The 14128-nt window shown below is 49.1% G+C and carries 12 protein-coding genes; 3 read left to right on the forward strand and 9 right to left on the reverse strand.

Features of this window, described 5'->3' with window-relative positions; all coding sequences use genetic code 11:
* Positions 1-138 precede the first annotated feature (138 nt).
* The 7 genes from aspA to BP97_RS0133780 form a co-directional block, all read right to left on the reverse strand.
* Entirely contained in the window at positions 139-1560 is a 1422-nt protein-coding gene (aspA, locus tag BP97_RS0133750) for an aspartate ammonia-lyase (protein WP_028553022.1), read from the reverse strand.
* A gap of 214 nt (positions 1561-1774) precedes the next feature.
* On the reverse strand, positions 1775-2641 hold the full coding sequence (locus BP97_RS0133755; protein WP_028553023.1) for a protein phosphatase 2C domain-containing protein: 867 nt from the start codon (positions 2639-2641) through the stop codon (positions 1775-1777).
* A 68-nt stretch (positions 2642-2709) separates the two neighbouring features.
* Positions 2710-3138 carry a threonine/serine exporter family protein gene (locus BP97_RS0133760; protein ID WP_028553024.1) on the reverse strand — a complete coding sequence of 143 codons (429 nt, stop codon included), beginning with the start codon at positions 3136-3138 and terminating at the stop codon, positions 2710-2712.
* Positions 3139-3188: 50 nt separating this feature from the next.
* A complete protein-coding gene (locus tag BP97_RS0133765) occupies positions 3189-3944 on the reverse strand; it encodes a threonine/serine exporter family protein (RefSeq protein ID WP_028553025.1) in 756 nt (251 codons plus the stop codon).
* A 252-nt stretch (positions 3945-4196) separates the two neighbouring features.
* On the reverse strand, positions 4197-5786 hold the full coding sequence (locus tag BP97_RS0133770; RefSeq protein ID WP_028553026.1) for a SagB family peptide dehydrogenase: 1590 nt from the start codon (positions 5784-5786) through the stop codon (positions 4197-4199).
* 66 nt (positions 5787-5852) lie between these two features.
* Positions 5853-7793: a TOMM precursor leader peptide-binding protein gene (locus tag BP97_RS0133775; protein WP_028553027.1), complete on the reverse strand. Its 1941-nt coding sequence runs from the start codon at positions 7791-7793 to the stop codon at positions 5853-5855.
* The gene (locus BP97_RS0133780) at positions 7790-9763 is read right to left on the reverse strand and encodes a putative thiazole-containing bacteriocin maturation protein (RefSeq protein ID WP_028553028.1); all 1974 of its coding nucleotides are present in this window, start codon (positions 9761-9763) and stop codon (positions 7790-7792) included. The genes BP97_RS0133775 and BP97_RS0133780 overlap by 4 nt, the downstream gene beginning before the upstream one ends.
* Between BP97_RS0133780 and BP97_RS0133785 the strand changes: the two genes are divergently transcribed.
* The gene (locus BP97_RS0133785) at positions 9742-10188 is read left to right on the forward strand and encodes a hypothetical protein (RefSeq protein ID WP_156043503.1); all 447 of its coding nucleotides are present in this window, start codon (positions 9742-9744) and stop codon (positions 10186-10188) included. The genes BP97_RS0133780 and BP97_RS0133785 overlap by 22 nt on opposite strands.
* A gap of 515 nt (positions 10189-10703) precedes the next feature.
* Here the strand turns inward: BP97_RS0133785 and BP97_RS40535 are convergent.
* Positions 10704-11351 carry a hypothetical protein gene (locus BP97_RS40535; RefSeq protein ID WP_064745769.1) on the reverse strand — a complete coding sequence of 216 codons (648 nt, stop codon included), beginning with the start codon at positions 11349-11351 and terminating at the stop codon, positions 10704-10706.
* Between the two features lie 137 nt (positions 11352-11488).
* Entirely contained in the window at positions 11489-12508 is a 1020-nt protein-coding gene (locus tag BP97_RS0133795; RefSeq protein ID WP_028553030.1) for an NADH:flavin oxidoreductase/NADH oxidase, read from the reverse strand.
* A 175-nt stretch (positions 12509-12683) separates the two neighbouring features.
* Between BP97_RS0133795 and BP97_RS0133800 the strand changes: the two genes are divergently transcribed.
* On the forward strand, positions 12684-13022 hold the full coding sequence (locus BP97_RS0133800) for a winged helix-turn-helix transcriptional regulator (RefSeq protein WP_028553031.1): 339 nt from the start codon (positions 12684-12686) through the stop codon (positions 13020-13022).
* Between the two features lie 617 nt (positions 13023-13639).
* Positions 13640-14044, forward strand: a complete 405-nt coding sequence (locus BP97_RS0133805) for a hypothetical protein (protein WP_028553032.1) — start codon at positions 13640-13642, stop codon at positions 14042-14044.
* Positions 14045-14128: the final 84 nt, after the last annotated feature.

Genomic DNA, 14128 nt, shown 5'->3' on the forward strand with positions numbered 1-14128 from the left:
TTTTTTGCCATAACGAAAAGCACCCCCTACAGTTTTCATCGGTTATTAACACCAGGGTGTTTTACCAATGTCCACTATAAGGGGTGCAGTTCAGATATGAGGGGGTTTAATGATGCTTCCTTACAGTGCAATCTTCTATTAATTCTTGTCCAGCAAAGACGCACCGGCGATGCCCGGATGTGTCATTTCAAAAGGATCAAGGATTAGATCCAGCTCTTCTTCTGTCAGCACGTTGTAAACCAAGCACAGCTCACGCACCGATTTACCCGTTAAAGTCGCTTCGCGGGCAATCCGTGCCGCTACTTCATAGCCAAGATGCGGATTTAGTGCCGTAATGATTCCGATACTTCGGTCAACATATTCTTTACATTGTTCTGCGTTCGCTTCGATTCCGTCAACGCAATGGATTTTAAACACTTTGAAGGCCTGATTCATAATGCTGATCGATTGCAGCAGGTTGAATACCAGAACCGGCTCCATTACGTTAAGCTCCAATTGGCCAGCTTCCGAAGCAAGACAAATTGTATGGTCATTACCGATGACCTGGAAGGCCACCTGATTAACGACTTCGCACATAACCGGATTGACTTTACCAGGCATGATCGACGAACCCGGTTGGCGGGCCGGAAGCTTGATCTCGTACAAGCCTGCGCGAGGACCTGATGCCATCAAGCGAAGATCATTGGCAACCTTGGACATGTTGATCATACATACCTTCAAGGCAGCCGATACCTCGGTGTATGCATCCGTATTTTGCGTAGCATCGACTAGATCCTCCGCATTCTTAAGAGGGAAACCGCTCCATTGAGCAAGCAGCTCGACTACACGTTTAATATACCGTGGGTCAGCATTCAGACCGGTTCCTACGGCCGTCGCCCCCATATTGACCTCATACAAATGAGCGCGGCTTTGTTGAATCCGCTTGATATCGCGCTCCAATACTCTCGCATAGGCGGCAAATTCCTGCCCAAGCCGAATAGGCACCCCATCCTGTAAGTGGGTACGCCCCATTTTGATCACACTATCGAATTCTACTGCTTTTGCAGCGAAAGCACCGTGCAGCTCTTGCGCTGTCTCCAGTAATTTATCCATAAGCGATAGTACAGCAATATGAATGGCAGTTGGAAAAGCATCGTTGGTAGATTGCGCCATATTCACATGAGAGTTCGGGCTGACCTTGAAGTAATCTCCCTTGGTTCCTCCCAGCAGCTCAATCGCCCGGTTGGCGATGATTTCATTGGCATTCATGTTGATGGATGTTCCCGCTCCACCCTGGATCGGATCAACGATGAATTGGTCATGCCATCTGCCTTCGATCATTTCATCGGCAGCTCTGACAATCGCTTCAGCCAATCCAGGCTGCAGACGGCCTATTTCCATGTTAGCTGTGGCCGCTGATTTTTTCACAATCGCCATAGCTTGAATTAATTCCTCATGAACCCGGTAGCCGGTAATCGGGAAGTTCTCTACAGCCCTCAAAGTCTGTATGCCATAGTACGCGTCAATGGGAACTTCCTTAGAACCTAAGAAATCTTTTTCAATTCGTACCGTTTCCGTCATCTTGCTTTCCCCTTTCATACCATCCAGCAAATTAATTATCCAAAGGTTAAATAAAATTGTAAGTTGAATCCGGTTTCATTGTAATCCAAATAGGTAGAAGATGCAACGTGTTGAATATTGTCGATAGAAACTCGTCTCCCGCAGGTATACGCGTACAAAAGAACCCCCGAAGCCGGAGGCATCTCTAATCCAGTATGTCAGTATTTAACAAGTTTCATTCAAACCGAATCCAAATGCCAGTCTTATCGTCAGATACCTTGAACCTCGGATAAAGCAGGCAATCCGGATCTTCTCTTTCCAACCGAACCAGCTTGTCGGCATATTCAGCCAATGACTGCTCCGCAACCTGCAGGGTTAGTTCCCTCATTGCATCATACGCCGGATTCTCTCTGGTTGCAAGCTCTGCAGGAGGGAACAACCCATCAGTTACTAATAGCAAGGCCTTTAGCTGAATCCGGTTGATTCTGCCATACTCAATGAAATCGGCTAGCTCTGGCTCACCGCTGAGGACAGAATAGCCTTCCGGCTTGTTCATTTTTGCTTTATTGCCCACAATAACCGGTCTTGCCAGTTCCCAGAGACTTTCCCGCTTTGTAATGCCTTGCCTGATCCCTTGCTCCCAGACACGCTTGGACAGTAGATCGACATGCGCAACCTGGTCCCTGGAAAGAGTCCGAATGGCTCCATCCTTATAGACAGCTGCAATCATGCAATCGCCGGCTTGCGCAAAATCAATATAAGTGTCATGAACACGAATAAGGGCTAGTCCACTGGTCCAAAGGGAGGCTTTATCCGTGACATCAACACCGGCTTCGAGCATCTTGCTTCTTAAGCGAGCATTCGCTTGGACGACCAACGGCTTTAAGCTGTCCTCTGGCATATCCGCCTCTTCTAGTGATTCCAAAAAGCTCTGAATGTGCCTTGAGGCAAGATGACCACCAGTCTCATTGTTTGGGCCCCTATACGGATGCAGTGAAGTAGCACCATCCAATACGCCGTACATTCGTAAACGTTCATGATTAACTAGAGCATCCTCATTCCATTCGGCCGTCCCTTGCAGAGATATCGTCTCGATTTTCATCTGAATTCTTCCTCCAGTACTCCTATGAATTTTCCGACCCGATTGCTGATCATTACCGCTCTTTTGCGCTATAAGCGAGACTTTCTAATGACTTGATTGATAACCTCCGAGAAAATAAGTCCAATGGCTATAGCACCCGAGATCATAAACGCCTTGGCTGCCAGCTGAACTGCAAGATCGTATTGATTTTCAACAATATTACGCATCGCATCATAAGCCAGTCCCCCCGGAACGAGAGGGATAATGCCCGAGACGCTAAAGATGATGATCGGGGTTTTATATATTTTGGCTAAAAATTGGCTGATCACCGTAACGAAAAAGGCGGCGACTAAGCTCGAAACGATCGGATTGGCAGACACTTTCATGCATGAAATGTAAAGCAGCCACCCCATCATGCCTACAAATCCACATTGCAGTAAATTACTCTTAGGTACGTTAAATATAATGCCAAAGGCTGCAGAAGCGATGAAGCTGGTTACCAGCTGTTCTATGATCAAGGTTGCGAAACCTCCTGTAGGTATGTTAATTAACCGGACAACCTGCTGCTTCAGTAAAGAGCTATGACAAGAGCAATCCCTGCCCCGATAGCGAATGCCGTTAAGAGAGCTTCCGCCCCTTTGGACAATCCGGAGACTAGATGACCCGCCATTAAGTCACGAACGGCATTAGTAATCAGAAGACCCGGAACCAGCGGCATGACAGAACCGATAATGATTGTGTCCAGCTGGTGACCTATGCCCTGCTTAACGAATAAAAAAGACATCGCACCAATCATTAACGACGCTAAAAATTCGGCAAAGAACTTGATTTCGATCCACCGCTGAATATATATGAGGAATAAGAAGCCACACCCACCGGAGATGATTGCCGGCAGCACATCCTGCCATATCCCCTGAAACATGATAAGGAAGCAACCGCTGGCCAAAGCCGCCGCCGCTACTTGTACCCATACCGGATAAGCGATTCTGGCCGCATCAATTTGTTTTAGCGCCTCATGAGCCTCCGTAGCCGACAGCTCTCCTGCACTTATTTTTCTGGAAATATCGTTAACGAGAGCCACCTTCCGCAGGTCGGTAGACCGCTCCATAATACGAATCAAACGAGTCATCGGTTCGGTTCCATCAATCGAGAAAAATATCCCCGTAGGAGTCACATAACTATGAGAATTGTCCACTCCGAGTGCCGCTGCGATACGCATCATCGTATCTTCTACCCGGTAGGTCTCTCCGCCGCTTTGCAGCATGATTTTCCCGGCCAGCAGGCAGATTTGCGTAATTTCAAAATGTTGCTTCGATGGCTCCATCAAGCTTCTCCCCCGGAATGTGTTTGCAATTTCGACTGTTCTCAGTATTCCTAATTTTGTAACTTTATAAAGAAAACGCTACGGCTTCGTAAGCCTTTCAGTTCCAAAGCCTCCCATGTCTCCAATGTAACGCAAAATGTAAGAAAAGCATAGTGGATGACAGCAAGATTCTGGTTGAATAAAAAAAGCAGCCTCACGGCTGCTTCCTGGTCTGTCGAGAAGCTCAACTTTTCCTACAAACCAAAAGCCAATTTAGCCATGCAAGCCTGCCGTCAAACGAGGACTAGGGCGATAAGGGCCGACAGGAATTTGGATCAAGCTGCATAGTCCCTTCTCTGATATCCCATAAATGCTGTCGCTCAACCTGGTATCATATCCGAGCAGCGGATGGCCCCCTAACCCGAGAGCGGATGCCGTCAACAGCAGCCGCTGCACGAGCATTCCCGCCTCCATCTGCTGTATCCTGAAGCCTCTGTAGCCAAGCGCTGCTGCAAGATGCCGTCTATCTCCCGCCACATGAAAGCAGAGCGGAACCTGAAGCACATTCACATTGTCGGCGGGCATTCCCTGCTGTATCCATAGCCGCTGATCACCGCTCCGTGCCAGCTGCAGTGTGTGCTTCGCTCCGTCGTAACCATAAGCTCCGTCCGGCAGGTCTTCCACCTTATGTGTACATACATGCAGCGATACACGTGGTAACGCATGCTCACTGGAAAAGTCCAGATCATTCTGGTAAGCAAAAGAAGCCACGGTCTCCCTCAGCAGTATGGCAAGCTCTTGTCTGCTCACTTCACCGAATATAAAATCACCGTCCGGCGAATAACGATTCCGGCTCACTGCTGCAAAATCGTACGTTAGCCGCTCCGGGGAAGGCAACGACATGGATCTTTCTTCCCCGAAGATCGAAGTCCTACCTGTTGCAAAAGGGAGCAAGGGCTCTATAGAGTTAAGCATTGCGGCCTCATTCATCTCAAGCAGCAGCGGAAATGGTTGGATCGTGCGCGACCGCACATAGTGCACATGCTGCAATGTAGGAAGCTCCCGACTTAGTGAGGAGGAGACATCAAGCCGCTCCCGGGTTTCATTCATGCCGGGTGCATTAAACCATGCGGCTGCAGGCTTCGCTGACAGCGCAATCGCTGCATACACGCTTTCTTCCTGTTCCGATAAGCCCAACAGATGGTTTACCGCCCGGTCCAAAAACCTGAAGCACACACCGGCATCGTAACCATAACGTTTGGCTGCTTCCAGCAGCTGGCCGATCATTGCCCCCGCATCCAAACCCTGCAAACGGTAGGAAAAACTGCTGTATTTAAAAAGGTTTTTCCAAAACATAGCCGTCACGAAGACAACCGCGAAGCATTCTTCTACATCACAAGAATAGCCCAGCGCACGCTTTAAATAACTGTCAAAGCAGCCTTCGCGAAGCTGCACGAGACGATGATGGGCCGCGTCGTAATGGTACACTCCCTTAGACAGCCCCTCGATATTCAAATACACGTAGCACTCATTTGGATACAACGCCCCTCCGGATGGGGCAAACCTGCGGTACATCTGGAACAAGTCTCGTTCCGACTCCTTACCAGGAAGAATGCAATGACTTAATTGCGCCAAACCGCAAGAATACCATAAAAAGTGGCCGAGAGTCTTGAGATCAGGAGGCTTCCTCTGCTTCATCCCCTCTGTTAGTGTCAATGGGATGTCGGCAGAAAGAGGCACAGCAGGTAAGCCACGGTAAAGCTTATAGGGAAGCGGTCCATCCTCCCAATCCACGACACGCTCCGGCGGCTTGGTTTTGTCGATGTCGTATAACAGATCGTACAAAAATGAGTCAAGGCTCATCCTTTTCCCCCCGGTCAGAGCAAGATGGGTCACACATATTTATACTCATCGTGTCACCCGTTACGGCTACGGAAACGGGTGAGGATAGGGATTCAGTTGTTCAGGTGTTAACGTATGCTTCGCATAGCCAAGCTGCACCGGCACCTTGAATATCCTTTCCAGCCCGGTTACACGAGTATAATGATGACCGAACGTCATCGGAAGCAAGCCCGGTATCAGCACTTTGACGCAATAGAGTCCGTTGCGTTCGATTTCCGGAGCTGTCACATCCACTACGACTACATCAAGGTCGCAACGGCGAAACGCCTGAATGATATCCTTCACATCCTCTGTCAGGTCAGCATGAACAGTCCTGCTCTTGAACTGTTCGTCGAACCTATGGAGCGGACGTTGGCCACCAAGCAAAAAATGCAGCCGCTCCTCAGCCTGCGGCAATCCGTACAGCAGAGCGTGGTCATCCATCGACCACACGAGTGAAGAGTCGTGAAGCATGCTCTCACACGCCTCCCGCTTCGCCTCCAACTTCGAATCCAGATTAATCACCATCCCTGCCAATTCATGAAGGGAACCTTTGACAGCCCGGATGGGATCAAGGTGTGCTCCAGCGGCACAGATGAGATTCATTCCACTTTGCTTGCGATTCTGCGCGACCCCCCACACGCTTGGAATTCCATGCTCCATCGTTGAATTAAAAAACCTTACGTCAAACCCAGAGATAGCCCGCAATCGTTCAACCATCCATAGCAGCTCCGTATCATCGGAAGAAGAGAGATCCAGCTCCGGAATAGGAAGACGGCCATACCAGGTCATCAGGAACGAGTCTCGCTCGACCACTTCCAATATGCCGTACAGAGCTGCTTCTACCAAGCTGCCACCCAACGCGCAGCCGTTAGACGATTCGAACACATAAGGATTACCGGAAGTCATGCTGTAATACGCTAACTGCTCCGGAACCAAGATAGGACGCTCCTGCGTCAACGAATACCCCCAAACCCAAGAAAGCGAGGCTTCTGGATCGAATGGCTTAAACGGGAAGCCATCCCGAGCATATTGCTCCTGCGAGTGAACCCCTACGGAGAACGGGTTCAGTGCATGATGGGACAGCTCCCTATAGCTGCCGCTAATGACTGTCCGTTTTGCCCGGGGCTCCAAGCTGGAGTACCGTTCAACGCCCTCCAATATAGCCGTGAAATGACTTAAATCAAATGAGTGTGTTCTTCCCGCAGTGCCTACGTCCTCATTTATTAACGGCAGGTTCACGCTGGCATCGGCAAAAGGCGAAACCAGATCGGTCATTTCCCCATTCAGCAGGCCGGTACGATAATCCAAATAATCGGCATTCAGAGTGTGCTTCAGGTCATTCATGGTTCGGGTACGATAGCTATCCGCACTTAGTTTGGGACATGGCTCTAGTACAAGAAGCGCGGCTTCTGCAGTATCATCCGCAGCTAGACTGCAGAGCGGACAAAGCGAATCCGGTAGAACGAAATGGCGAGTGCATTCCAGCGTTGACAAGTTGAGCAATACGAGGCTGCCTTCCTTGTACTTCGAACTTAACAACATGCTCCTGATCTCAGCCCCGAGCAAATACGCAGCGTGCCGCAGCCCTGTTCGCGATGCCCATGCGTCGCCAGAAGAGCCTCCCGACTCCACCAATTGTGTCCGCAGCTGTGTCATTTCCCATCGCTCTTGTCCTGCACGGATTCGCCTCCGTTCAGCGCATTGGGAGCATCCGGGAACACCTGGGCGGACAAGGGGGCCCAGAACTGCATCTCCAAACGTTACAAAGCCTCCAAACCAAGGGATTCCAGCTGGCTGCAGTAATTCTTCTGTCCTAAGCTGAAGCGAAGGGTCCCAGCCATCGCTTAATACGATGACCAGCTGGGCAGCCTCAGGAATGCCGACTTCCCAATCCTCCTGCCGGGAGACCTCGAATTGGGATGCTAGATCCTTAGACACATAATCTGCCAGCTGTCCGGCACCTACTATGGTAACGACAGCGTTCACTCTACCTCCTCCTCTCGCAGTACAACGCCGAATACTCCGGCAAGCTCTTCCTTCAGAAACGGCTCTACGGCCAGATTGAATACCTCAAGTCTCAATCCGTGGCTTTCCAATCCTTGCACTGCCGATTGCAGCAGATCCAACGGAACCGCTGTGCCGCTTGCAGCAATTTCAAGGCGAAGGGGTTCATTGGCTTCCACCCTGACGTAGGATGATTCCAGTGCTTGAGCGAGTGAATGCTCGATACCATTCTGCTCATACAGCAGTGCTTGCTGCAGTGCCCTGCGCAATGCGAAGGTCAAGTTCAAGCCGACGCCGGCAAACCAGCGTGAGTGATGACCTACCCAAGCTACGGGGAAACCGAATAGTTCCTCCCCTAGCCCAATGATTGGTGCGCCTTGTTTCACCGACAGAGCTTGAAAATAAAACCGGCAGCGTGTATCGTCTATTCCCTCCAGCTGGACTAGGCGAATGGAGGGCATCTGCTCCTGATGTCGCCGAACCATTTCGGCAAGCAGCTGTTGATGCAATCCCCGCCCTACAGCTTCAGCTACCGTTTCGCCTGCTCCGATACTAACCTGATGGCTCGTTTTGCCAATGTTATTTTCTTCATCAAGCCGAACTGTCCATCTCTCAAGAAGATGCTCCGCCAACCGGGCTGCATATGCTTCCAAACCGGCTAACCCGGCTTCCCGCCTCGCCTCCTCATGCGTTAAGCCCGAACCTATCATTTCAGGGAGCAGCTCTGCAGGTCCTTCCGTTAATGGATCGACGGCCTGAACACAGCATTGAGCCAGCGGAAGCTGAATAAGCTCTTCTTCCTCCCACTTGTGCAAAATACCGGTATGTGAAGAAGTCAATCCGCTGAGATGGGACATCAATCGACTGTCCTCCTGCTCTAGGCTATCGTCTTGATCCAACGGGAGCTTTACTGCACCAGCTCCTTGCTCTAACATCGCCTCAGTCGCCAAAGGGTGTGGCCAATAGGAATGCCAGCGTCCTTCCAGGGTTTCTAAGTTCAACAAGTATAGCTGGCCGTTTCGCCCGGTCGGAGATACTCCTGTTATTTTTTTGAATAGCTCAAATACGAGCACGTTCACCAGCAGCGCCCCTGCCGTTGTGGAGAAAGCCTGTTGATCGTTCTTATTGCCCAGCACAGTAGAATGAATTCTACGCCAGGCTGACTCCCACCCGCCTTCAAGCTCAGGATGGACGAGCGGGCCTGCAATACCCGTTTGCTGAACCATCATGGCGGGAGCAAACCATTTACCCTCTCTTCGGCAAGCCTCATGTATTGTCTTAAGCTCCTGAACGTCCTCCTCTCTGGATACGTAAGCGACAATGTCATAGGATTGAAGCGTTTCTCGCCAGAAATCCGTCTCTCCCTCCGGCTGAGATAACTCCATAACTTCAAGTGCCACCTCGGAATCGTTCTGGAGGGCATGCCCGGCTAGCTCCATCAATCTTTCTCGATCTGTAGGCTCTGTTGTTGTTAGCAGCACATGAAGCTTAGGTAAGCCTGATTCCAGCAGAGCGGCCAATAGCGAGACCATCAATGGCCCTGAACCGACCGCTAGCAGCCGGGTTCCACGATAGCTTTGAAACCGATAACCTCCCGAATGACCGAGCTGATCTAAAAATTCGATCTGCGAAGCGTACCTGAGGGCTACAGCTTCAGGCAATTCATGGGGAAGATCCGTGCTTACATCCCGAACGAAGCCGTTGTCATACAACACTTGCGCAATATCGTACATTTGTTTCATGTAGGCATCAGGCAGCCCATCACTTAATTCGTCCATCGTATATTCGCCGTTGAACACCGGGAGCAGCCGCTCAACCCACTGATCGATCATATTGCCCTCTATGCGAAATGAGCTCACATTGTTGCGAAAATACACACTGCCTTGGGGCTCAGGAAGAAAAAAAGTGTCCCTCTTCACTTTGAGACGCATTGAAGGATGAATTTGACTCATACTATCCCTCCTTTGCACTTGGTTTTGCTCCGTATGCATTACAAATTATTTTATGTATGCCTAGTTGTCCTTCATGTCACGTGAAAATGCCGGAAGAAGCAGAAAAGCCCCTGCATTCAAATGAATGTAAGGGCTTTTGCTGCGGAGCATTCGGTTCCTTTCATTATGCAGCCATGGGCGTACCGGTATGGCAGCGCCTTTTGGCGGTTAGCTTAATCGGAGACTTGCTCTTAACGATGTCCTTGACCACCGCCATGATGGCAGTTATGACAGTTGTGGCAGTTGTGGCAATTATGATGACAGTTATGGCAGTTGTGGCAGTTGTGGCAGTGGTGGCAATTATGACAGTTATGGCAGTTATGACAATTGTGGCAGTTGTGACAGTTAAAACAGTTATGGCAATTAAAACAGTTATGACAATTTAAAAATGTACGATCGCTTTGTTGGTCCGTTACCTTCCAGGAATTCACCTCTCCGGCTTTCAAATCGGAAACATTCAGCTTTTGTAAATCCTTTTTAAAATCACCCATGTATATCATCCTCCGCCTAGTTAATTATGCTGGCAGGATATACCGATACAGACCTTTATGCCTGCTCCATGTTCCGCCAACGTCATGAATACCCCATGACAACATATGTAACGGATTCCGCTCTTGTTACTGATTTGGACACCTAATTTTTATGGTATAAGCCTACAGTGGTTAGACGTAATTGTTCTTGCAAACAAAAAAAGCCTGTCTGCGGGAATGCCGCTGACAGGCTTTTTCGACCGGTGCTTCCGGATTATTGATATTAGATTACCATATTACGCATCTATCGTCTACCATTATTTGCTAGTGACTTCTTTATAAAATCATTCTCCAAAGCCGATACTGGCTAAGTATCCCCTTTAACCCAGAAGGATTACCCAATCGGCAGCCGCGGTGCATACAACAGCAGCCTAAGATTTTTTGCTGCGGCTTTGCCCTGATCTGTGGCCGCCCTGACCTTGTCCGTGACCGCCCTGGCTTCCACCGTGACCTCCTTGACCTCCCCAGTGGCCTCCTTGTCCGCCACCATGTCCGCCGTGGCCTCCACCATGTCCGCCTTGGCCTCCCCAGTGGCCTCCTTGTCCTCCGCCATGTCCGCCGTGGCCTCCACCGTGACCTCCACCGTGACCTCCACCGTGACCCCCACCGTGGCCTCCATGTCCGCCTTGGCCTCCCCAGTGGCCTCCACCGTGACCTCCATGTCCGCCTTGACCTCCCCAGTGGCCTCCACCGTGACCTCCATGTCCACCATGGCCTCCCCAGTGGCCTCCGCCTTGACCCGGCCACATGCCGCCCCCGCCTTGACCCGGCCACATGCCGCCCCCGCCTTGACCCGGCCACATGCCGCCTCCGCCTTGACCCGGCCACATGCCGCCCCCGCCTTGACCCGGCCACATGCCGCCTCCGCCTTGACCCGGCCACATGCCGCCTCCGCCTTGACCTGGCCACATGCCGCCTCCGCCTTGACCTGGCATCATGCCACCTCCGCCTTGGCCTGGCCACATGCCGCTACCTTCTTGACCTGGCCACATTTGGAAAGAGCGTTTATTTTTACTCATATCATCCCATCCCTCTCTTTTTCCTCGTAGTTCACATTAGACTATGTCGGAAAATGAAAAATGGATGCTTGCCATCCAAGGATAGGCTTCATTTTAGGCATATGACAGAATAAAAATTCTATCTTGCGAGATTCATTTTAATAGGCTCTCTCGTACTGTTTGGGCGCTGAAATCTGTCCGGATACAGCTTGAATGGCATGTGTCGCCCAATAGGGGTCGCGAAGCATTCCACGGGCCACAGCTACAAGATCTGCCTCTTCGTTGGCAACCGTCGCTTCTGCCAATTTGGCGTCATCCAACAGACCAACAGCTATAACAGGAACATCGAGTGCTTGCTTGACAGCCCTTGCAAACGGCACTTGATATCCCGGATGGTTACCCGGCTTTCTTGTACCTACAGGACCTTCACCGCCGCTGCTCACATGGAGTATATCAACTCCGGCTTCTTTATATCGCCTGCTTATTTCAATGCCATGTTCAAGGTCGTACCCGCCATCCATGTATTCTACTGCGGAGATTCTTAAAATGAGCGGCATGTGCTCCGGCATAACGCTTTTGACCGCTTGAATCACTTCAACGCCGAACAGCGCCAAATCTTGACCGTATTCATCCTCGCGATTATTGATCGCTGGAGAATGAAACTGATGAATCAAATATCCATGAGCCCCGTGAAGCTCAATCGTATCGACACCAGCTTCAATAGCTCTGATGGCCGCATCCTTGAATTTGACTACCATTTGTTTCACTTCCTCGGTAGAAAGGGCGCGCGGCTTCTTGAATTCCGGACTGACCGGAATGTCGGAAGGTCCCACAGGTACCTTCGCATCTTCTGCCTTACGGCCTGCATGAGCTATTTGAATGGCGACTTTTGCACCATATTTGTGTACCTCAGAAATAATTCGCTTGAATGCAGGGATTTGTTCATCCGACCATAATCCCAGATCATAGTCGGTGATACGTCCATCCGGCTCAACGTCCGTCATTTCCATAATGATTAATCCGGCTCCGCCGACCGCTCTGGATACGTAGTGAACAAAATGCCAATCAGTCGGTTTGCCGTCTTTTGACTCTACCGAATATTGACACATCGGCGGCATCACGATCCGATTTTTTAAATTCAAGCTTTTCAATGTAAATTCCGAAGATAAATGAGCCATAGGGTTCTCTCCTTATATTTGAATTTCATTATTTTGCTGTTACCTTACCCACGATTATTATATACAGACAGACTTTATTTATGGAAGTAGTGATAATATTATCATATAGTTTCTCAAAAGTTAGTTTTGTGCTATATTAGGCTTAATTCATCCTAGAGCAAAGGAAAGATGTGCTGTGAGTTCCCATGAGCCGCTTATATTAACGAAAGGCTTACCTGATGAAGTATGCCCCATCGCCAAAGTGATAGATATGATCGGAACCAAATGGACTTTTTTAATCCTTCGGGATTTGCTTATTGAAGGAACGATGCGGTTTAGCGATTTGCTAAGATGCTTGGATGGCATCAGCCCAAAGACACTTTCCTTACGGCTGAAAGAGCTGGAGGACCATGGCATCTTAACCCGCACCGTGTACCCTGAGGTTCCCCCAAGAGTAGAATACACATTAACGGAAAAAGGTAAACAGCTGGAGGGCGTATTTATCGAGCTGAAACGATTCGGGCTTACGCTGTAGTGTAAGATGAATTATTAAAAACACGTTGACAATGGCATCGGAAAAACATAGATTGCCCGATCACCCAACATTTTTATCCAACAAGACCTTCCCGCACCGAGTGCGAAGAACGGTCTTTTTTTATTTTGCATCATGAAAAATTAATCCTATAAAGATCAAAAGTCCTGAGTTATTTTTTCCATTTTTTGGTCATCAGAAAATCAAATAGATGTCTCTTCGCTGTTCCTTGATAGCCTAAAAAACCCAGATAAATCAACGGTTTTCAGTATTTTCATGTGAATCAAACGACCAAAAACTGCATAATTCCTGAATTGACAAAATTTAGTTTCCAAATATAAGATAAGTGTGTCGATAGTTGGTGCACACATTATCGGCATTCTGAAGAAGGGGTACTGTTAACCAACAGCTACCTTGGGCCGCAGATTTTTTTTAACAACACGATTGATAATGATTATCATTATCGTATAGCTCGGCTTTCTGTGGCATCCAATTTACTTTGAGGGGAGGAATGAGAACCACATCGTCTTGTCCCGTGTAAAACAGTTGCTTTAAGTCATATTCATGGTTTCACAGAAGTACAACCCTAATTATACCTATCCTAAGGAGTGTGTTTATTCATGAAATTATCATTCAAAAAATCGTTTTCCATGATGCTTTTGGTGTTTATGCTTGCTCTTGCTTTCGCAATTCCAGCTTCCGCTGCCAGCCAATCCTATGAATTCTATTACAATGGCAGCGCGACTTCTCCTTATAATGCTCACGTGAATCCGTTCATTGTTGGCCCTGCTGACGTAACTGGCACTTCCGTTACAATTACATTGGACGACGAATATTATGGCTACCTGCAAGCTGACAATGGTTCCGGTACCTTCGTAACTGCTACGCAAGGTCTGGATGCAAACGGCGATACAACGTTCACTTTCACTAACTCCAACCCATCCAACGATATTAATGTAAAACTATTTGTTGAAGTTCCTGGCCAACACTCCGCTCTTTATCCTTTAACTATTCACTGGAACTAATCGTTTAGCTTAACCCAATAAAATTATTGCCCTAGCGAAAAGTGGTCTTACCAGACTGCTTTTCGTTTTGGCATTTGGTCCAGG

This window comes from Paenibacillus sp. UNC451MF, assembly GCF_000686845.1.
Taxonomy (GTDB): Bacteria; Bacillota; Bacilli; order Paenibacillales; family NBRC-103111; genus Paenibacillus_S.

Bases quoted from the DNA above. Each gene is read 5' to 3' on its own strand.
- BP97_RS0133805 (WP_028553032.1), top strand. From the start codon at position 13,640: ATGAAATTATCATTCAAAAAATCGTTTTCCATGATGCTTTTGGTGTTT.
- BP97_RS0133765 (WP_028553025.1), bottom strand. From the start codon at position 3,944: ATGGAGCCATCGAAGCAACATTTTGAAATTACGCAAATCTGCCTGCTG.
- BP97_RS0133795 (WP_028553030.1), bottom strand. From the start codon at position 12,508: ATGGCTCATTTATCTTCGGAATTTACATTGAAAAGCTTGAATTTAAAA.
- BP97_RS0133755 (WP_028553023.1), bottom strand. From the start codon at position 2,641: ATGAAAATCGAGACGATATCTCTGCAAGGGACGGCCGAATGGAATGAG.
- BP97_RS40535 (WP_064745769.1), bottom strand. From the start codon at position 11,351: ATGAGTAAAAATAAACGCTCTTTCCAAATGTGGCCAGGTCAAGAAGGT.
- BP97_RS0133770 (WP_028553026.1), bottom strand. From the start codon at position 5,786: ATGAGCCTTGACTCATTTTTGTACGATCTGTTATACGACATCGACAAA.
- aspA (WP_028553022.1), bottom strand. From the start codon at position 1,560: ATGACGGAAACGGTACGAATTGAAAAAGATTTCTTAGGTTCTAAGGAA.
- BP97_RS0133780 (WP_028553028.1), bottom strand. From the start codon at position 9,763: ATGAGTCAAATTCATCCTTCAATGCGTCTCAAAGTGAAGAGGGACACT.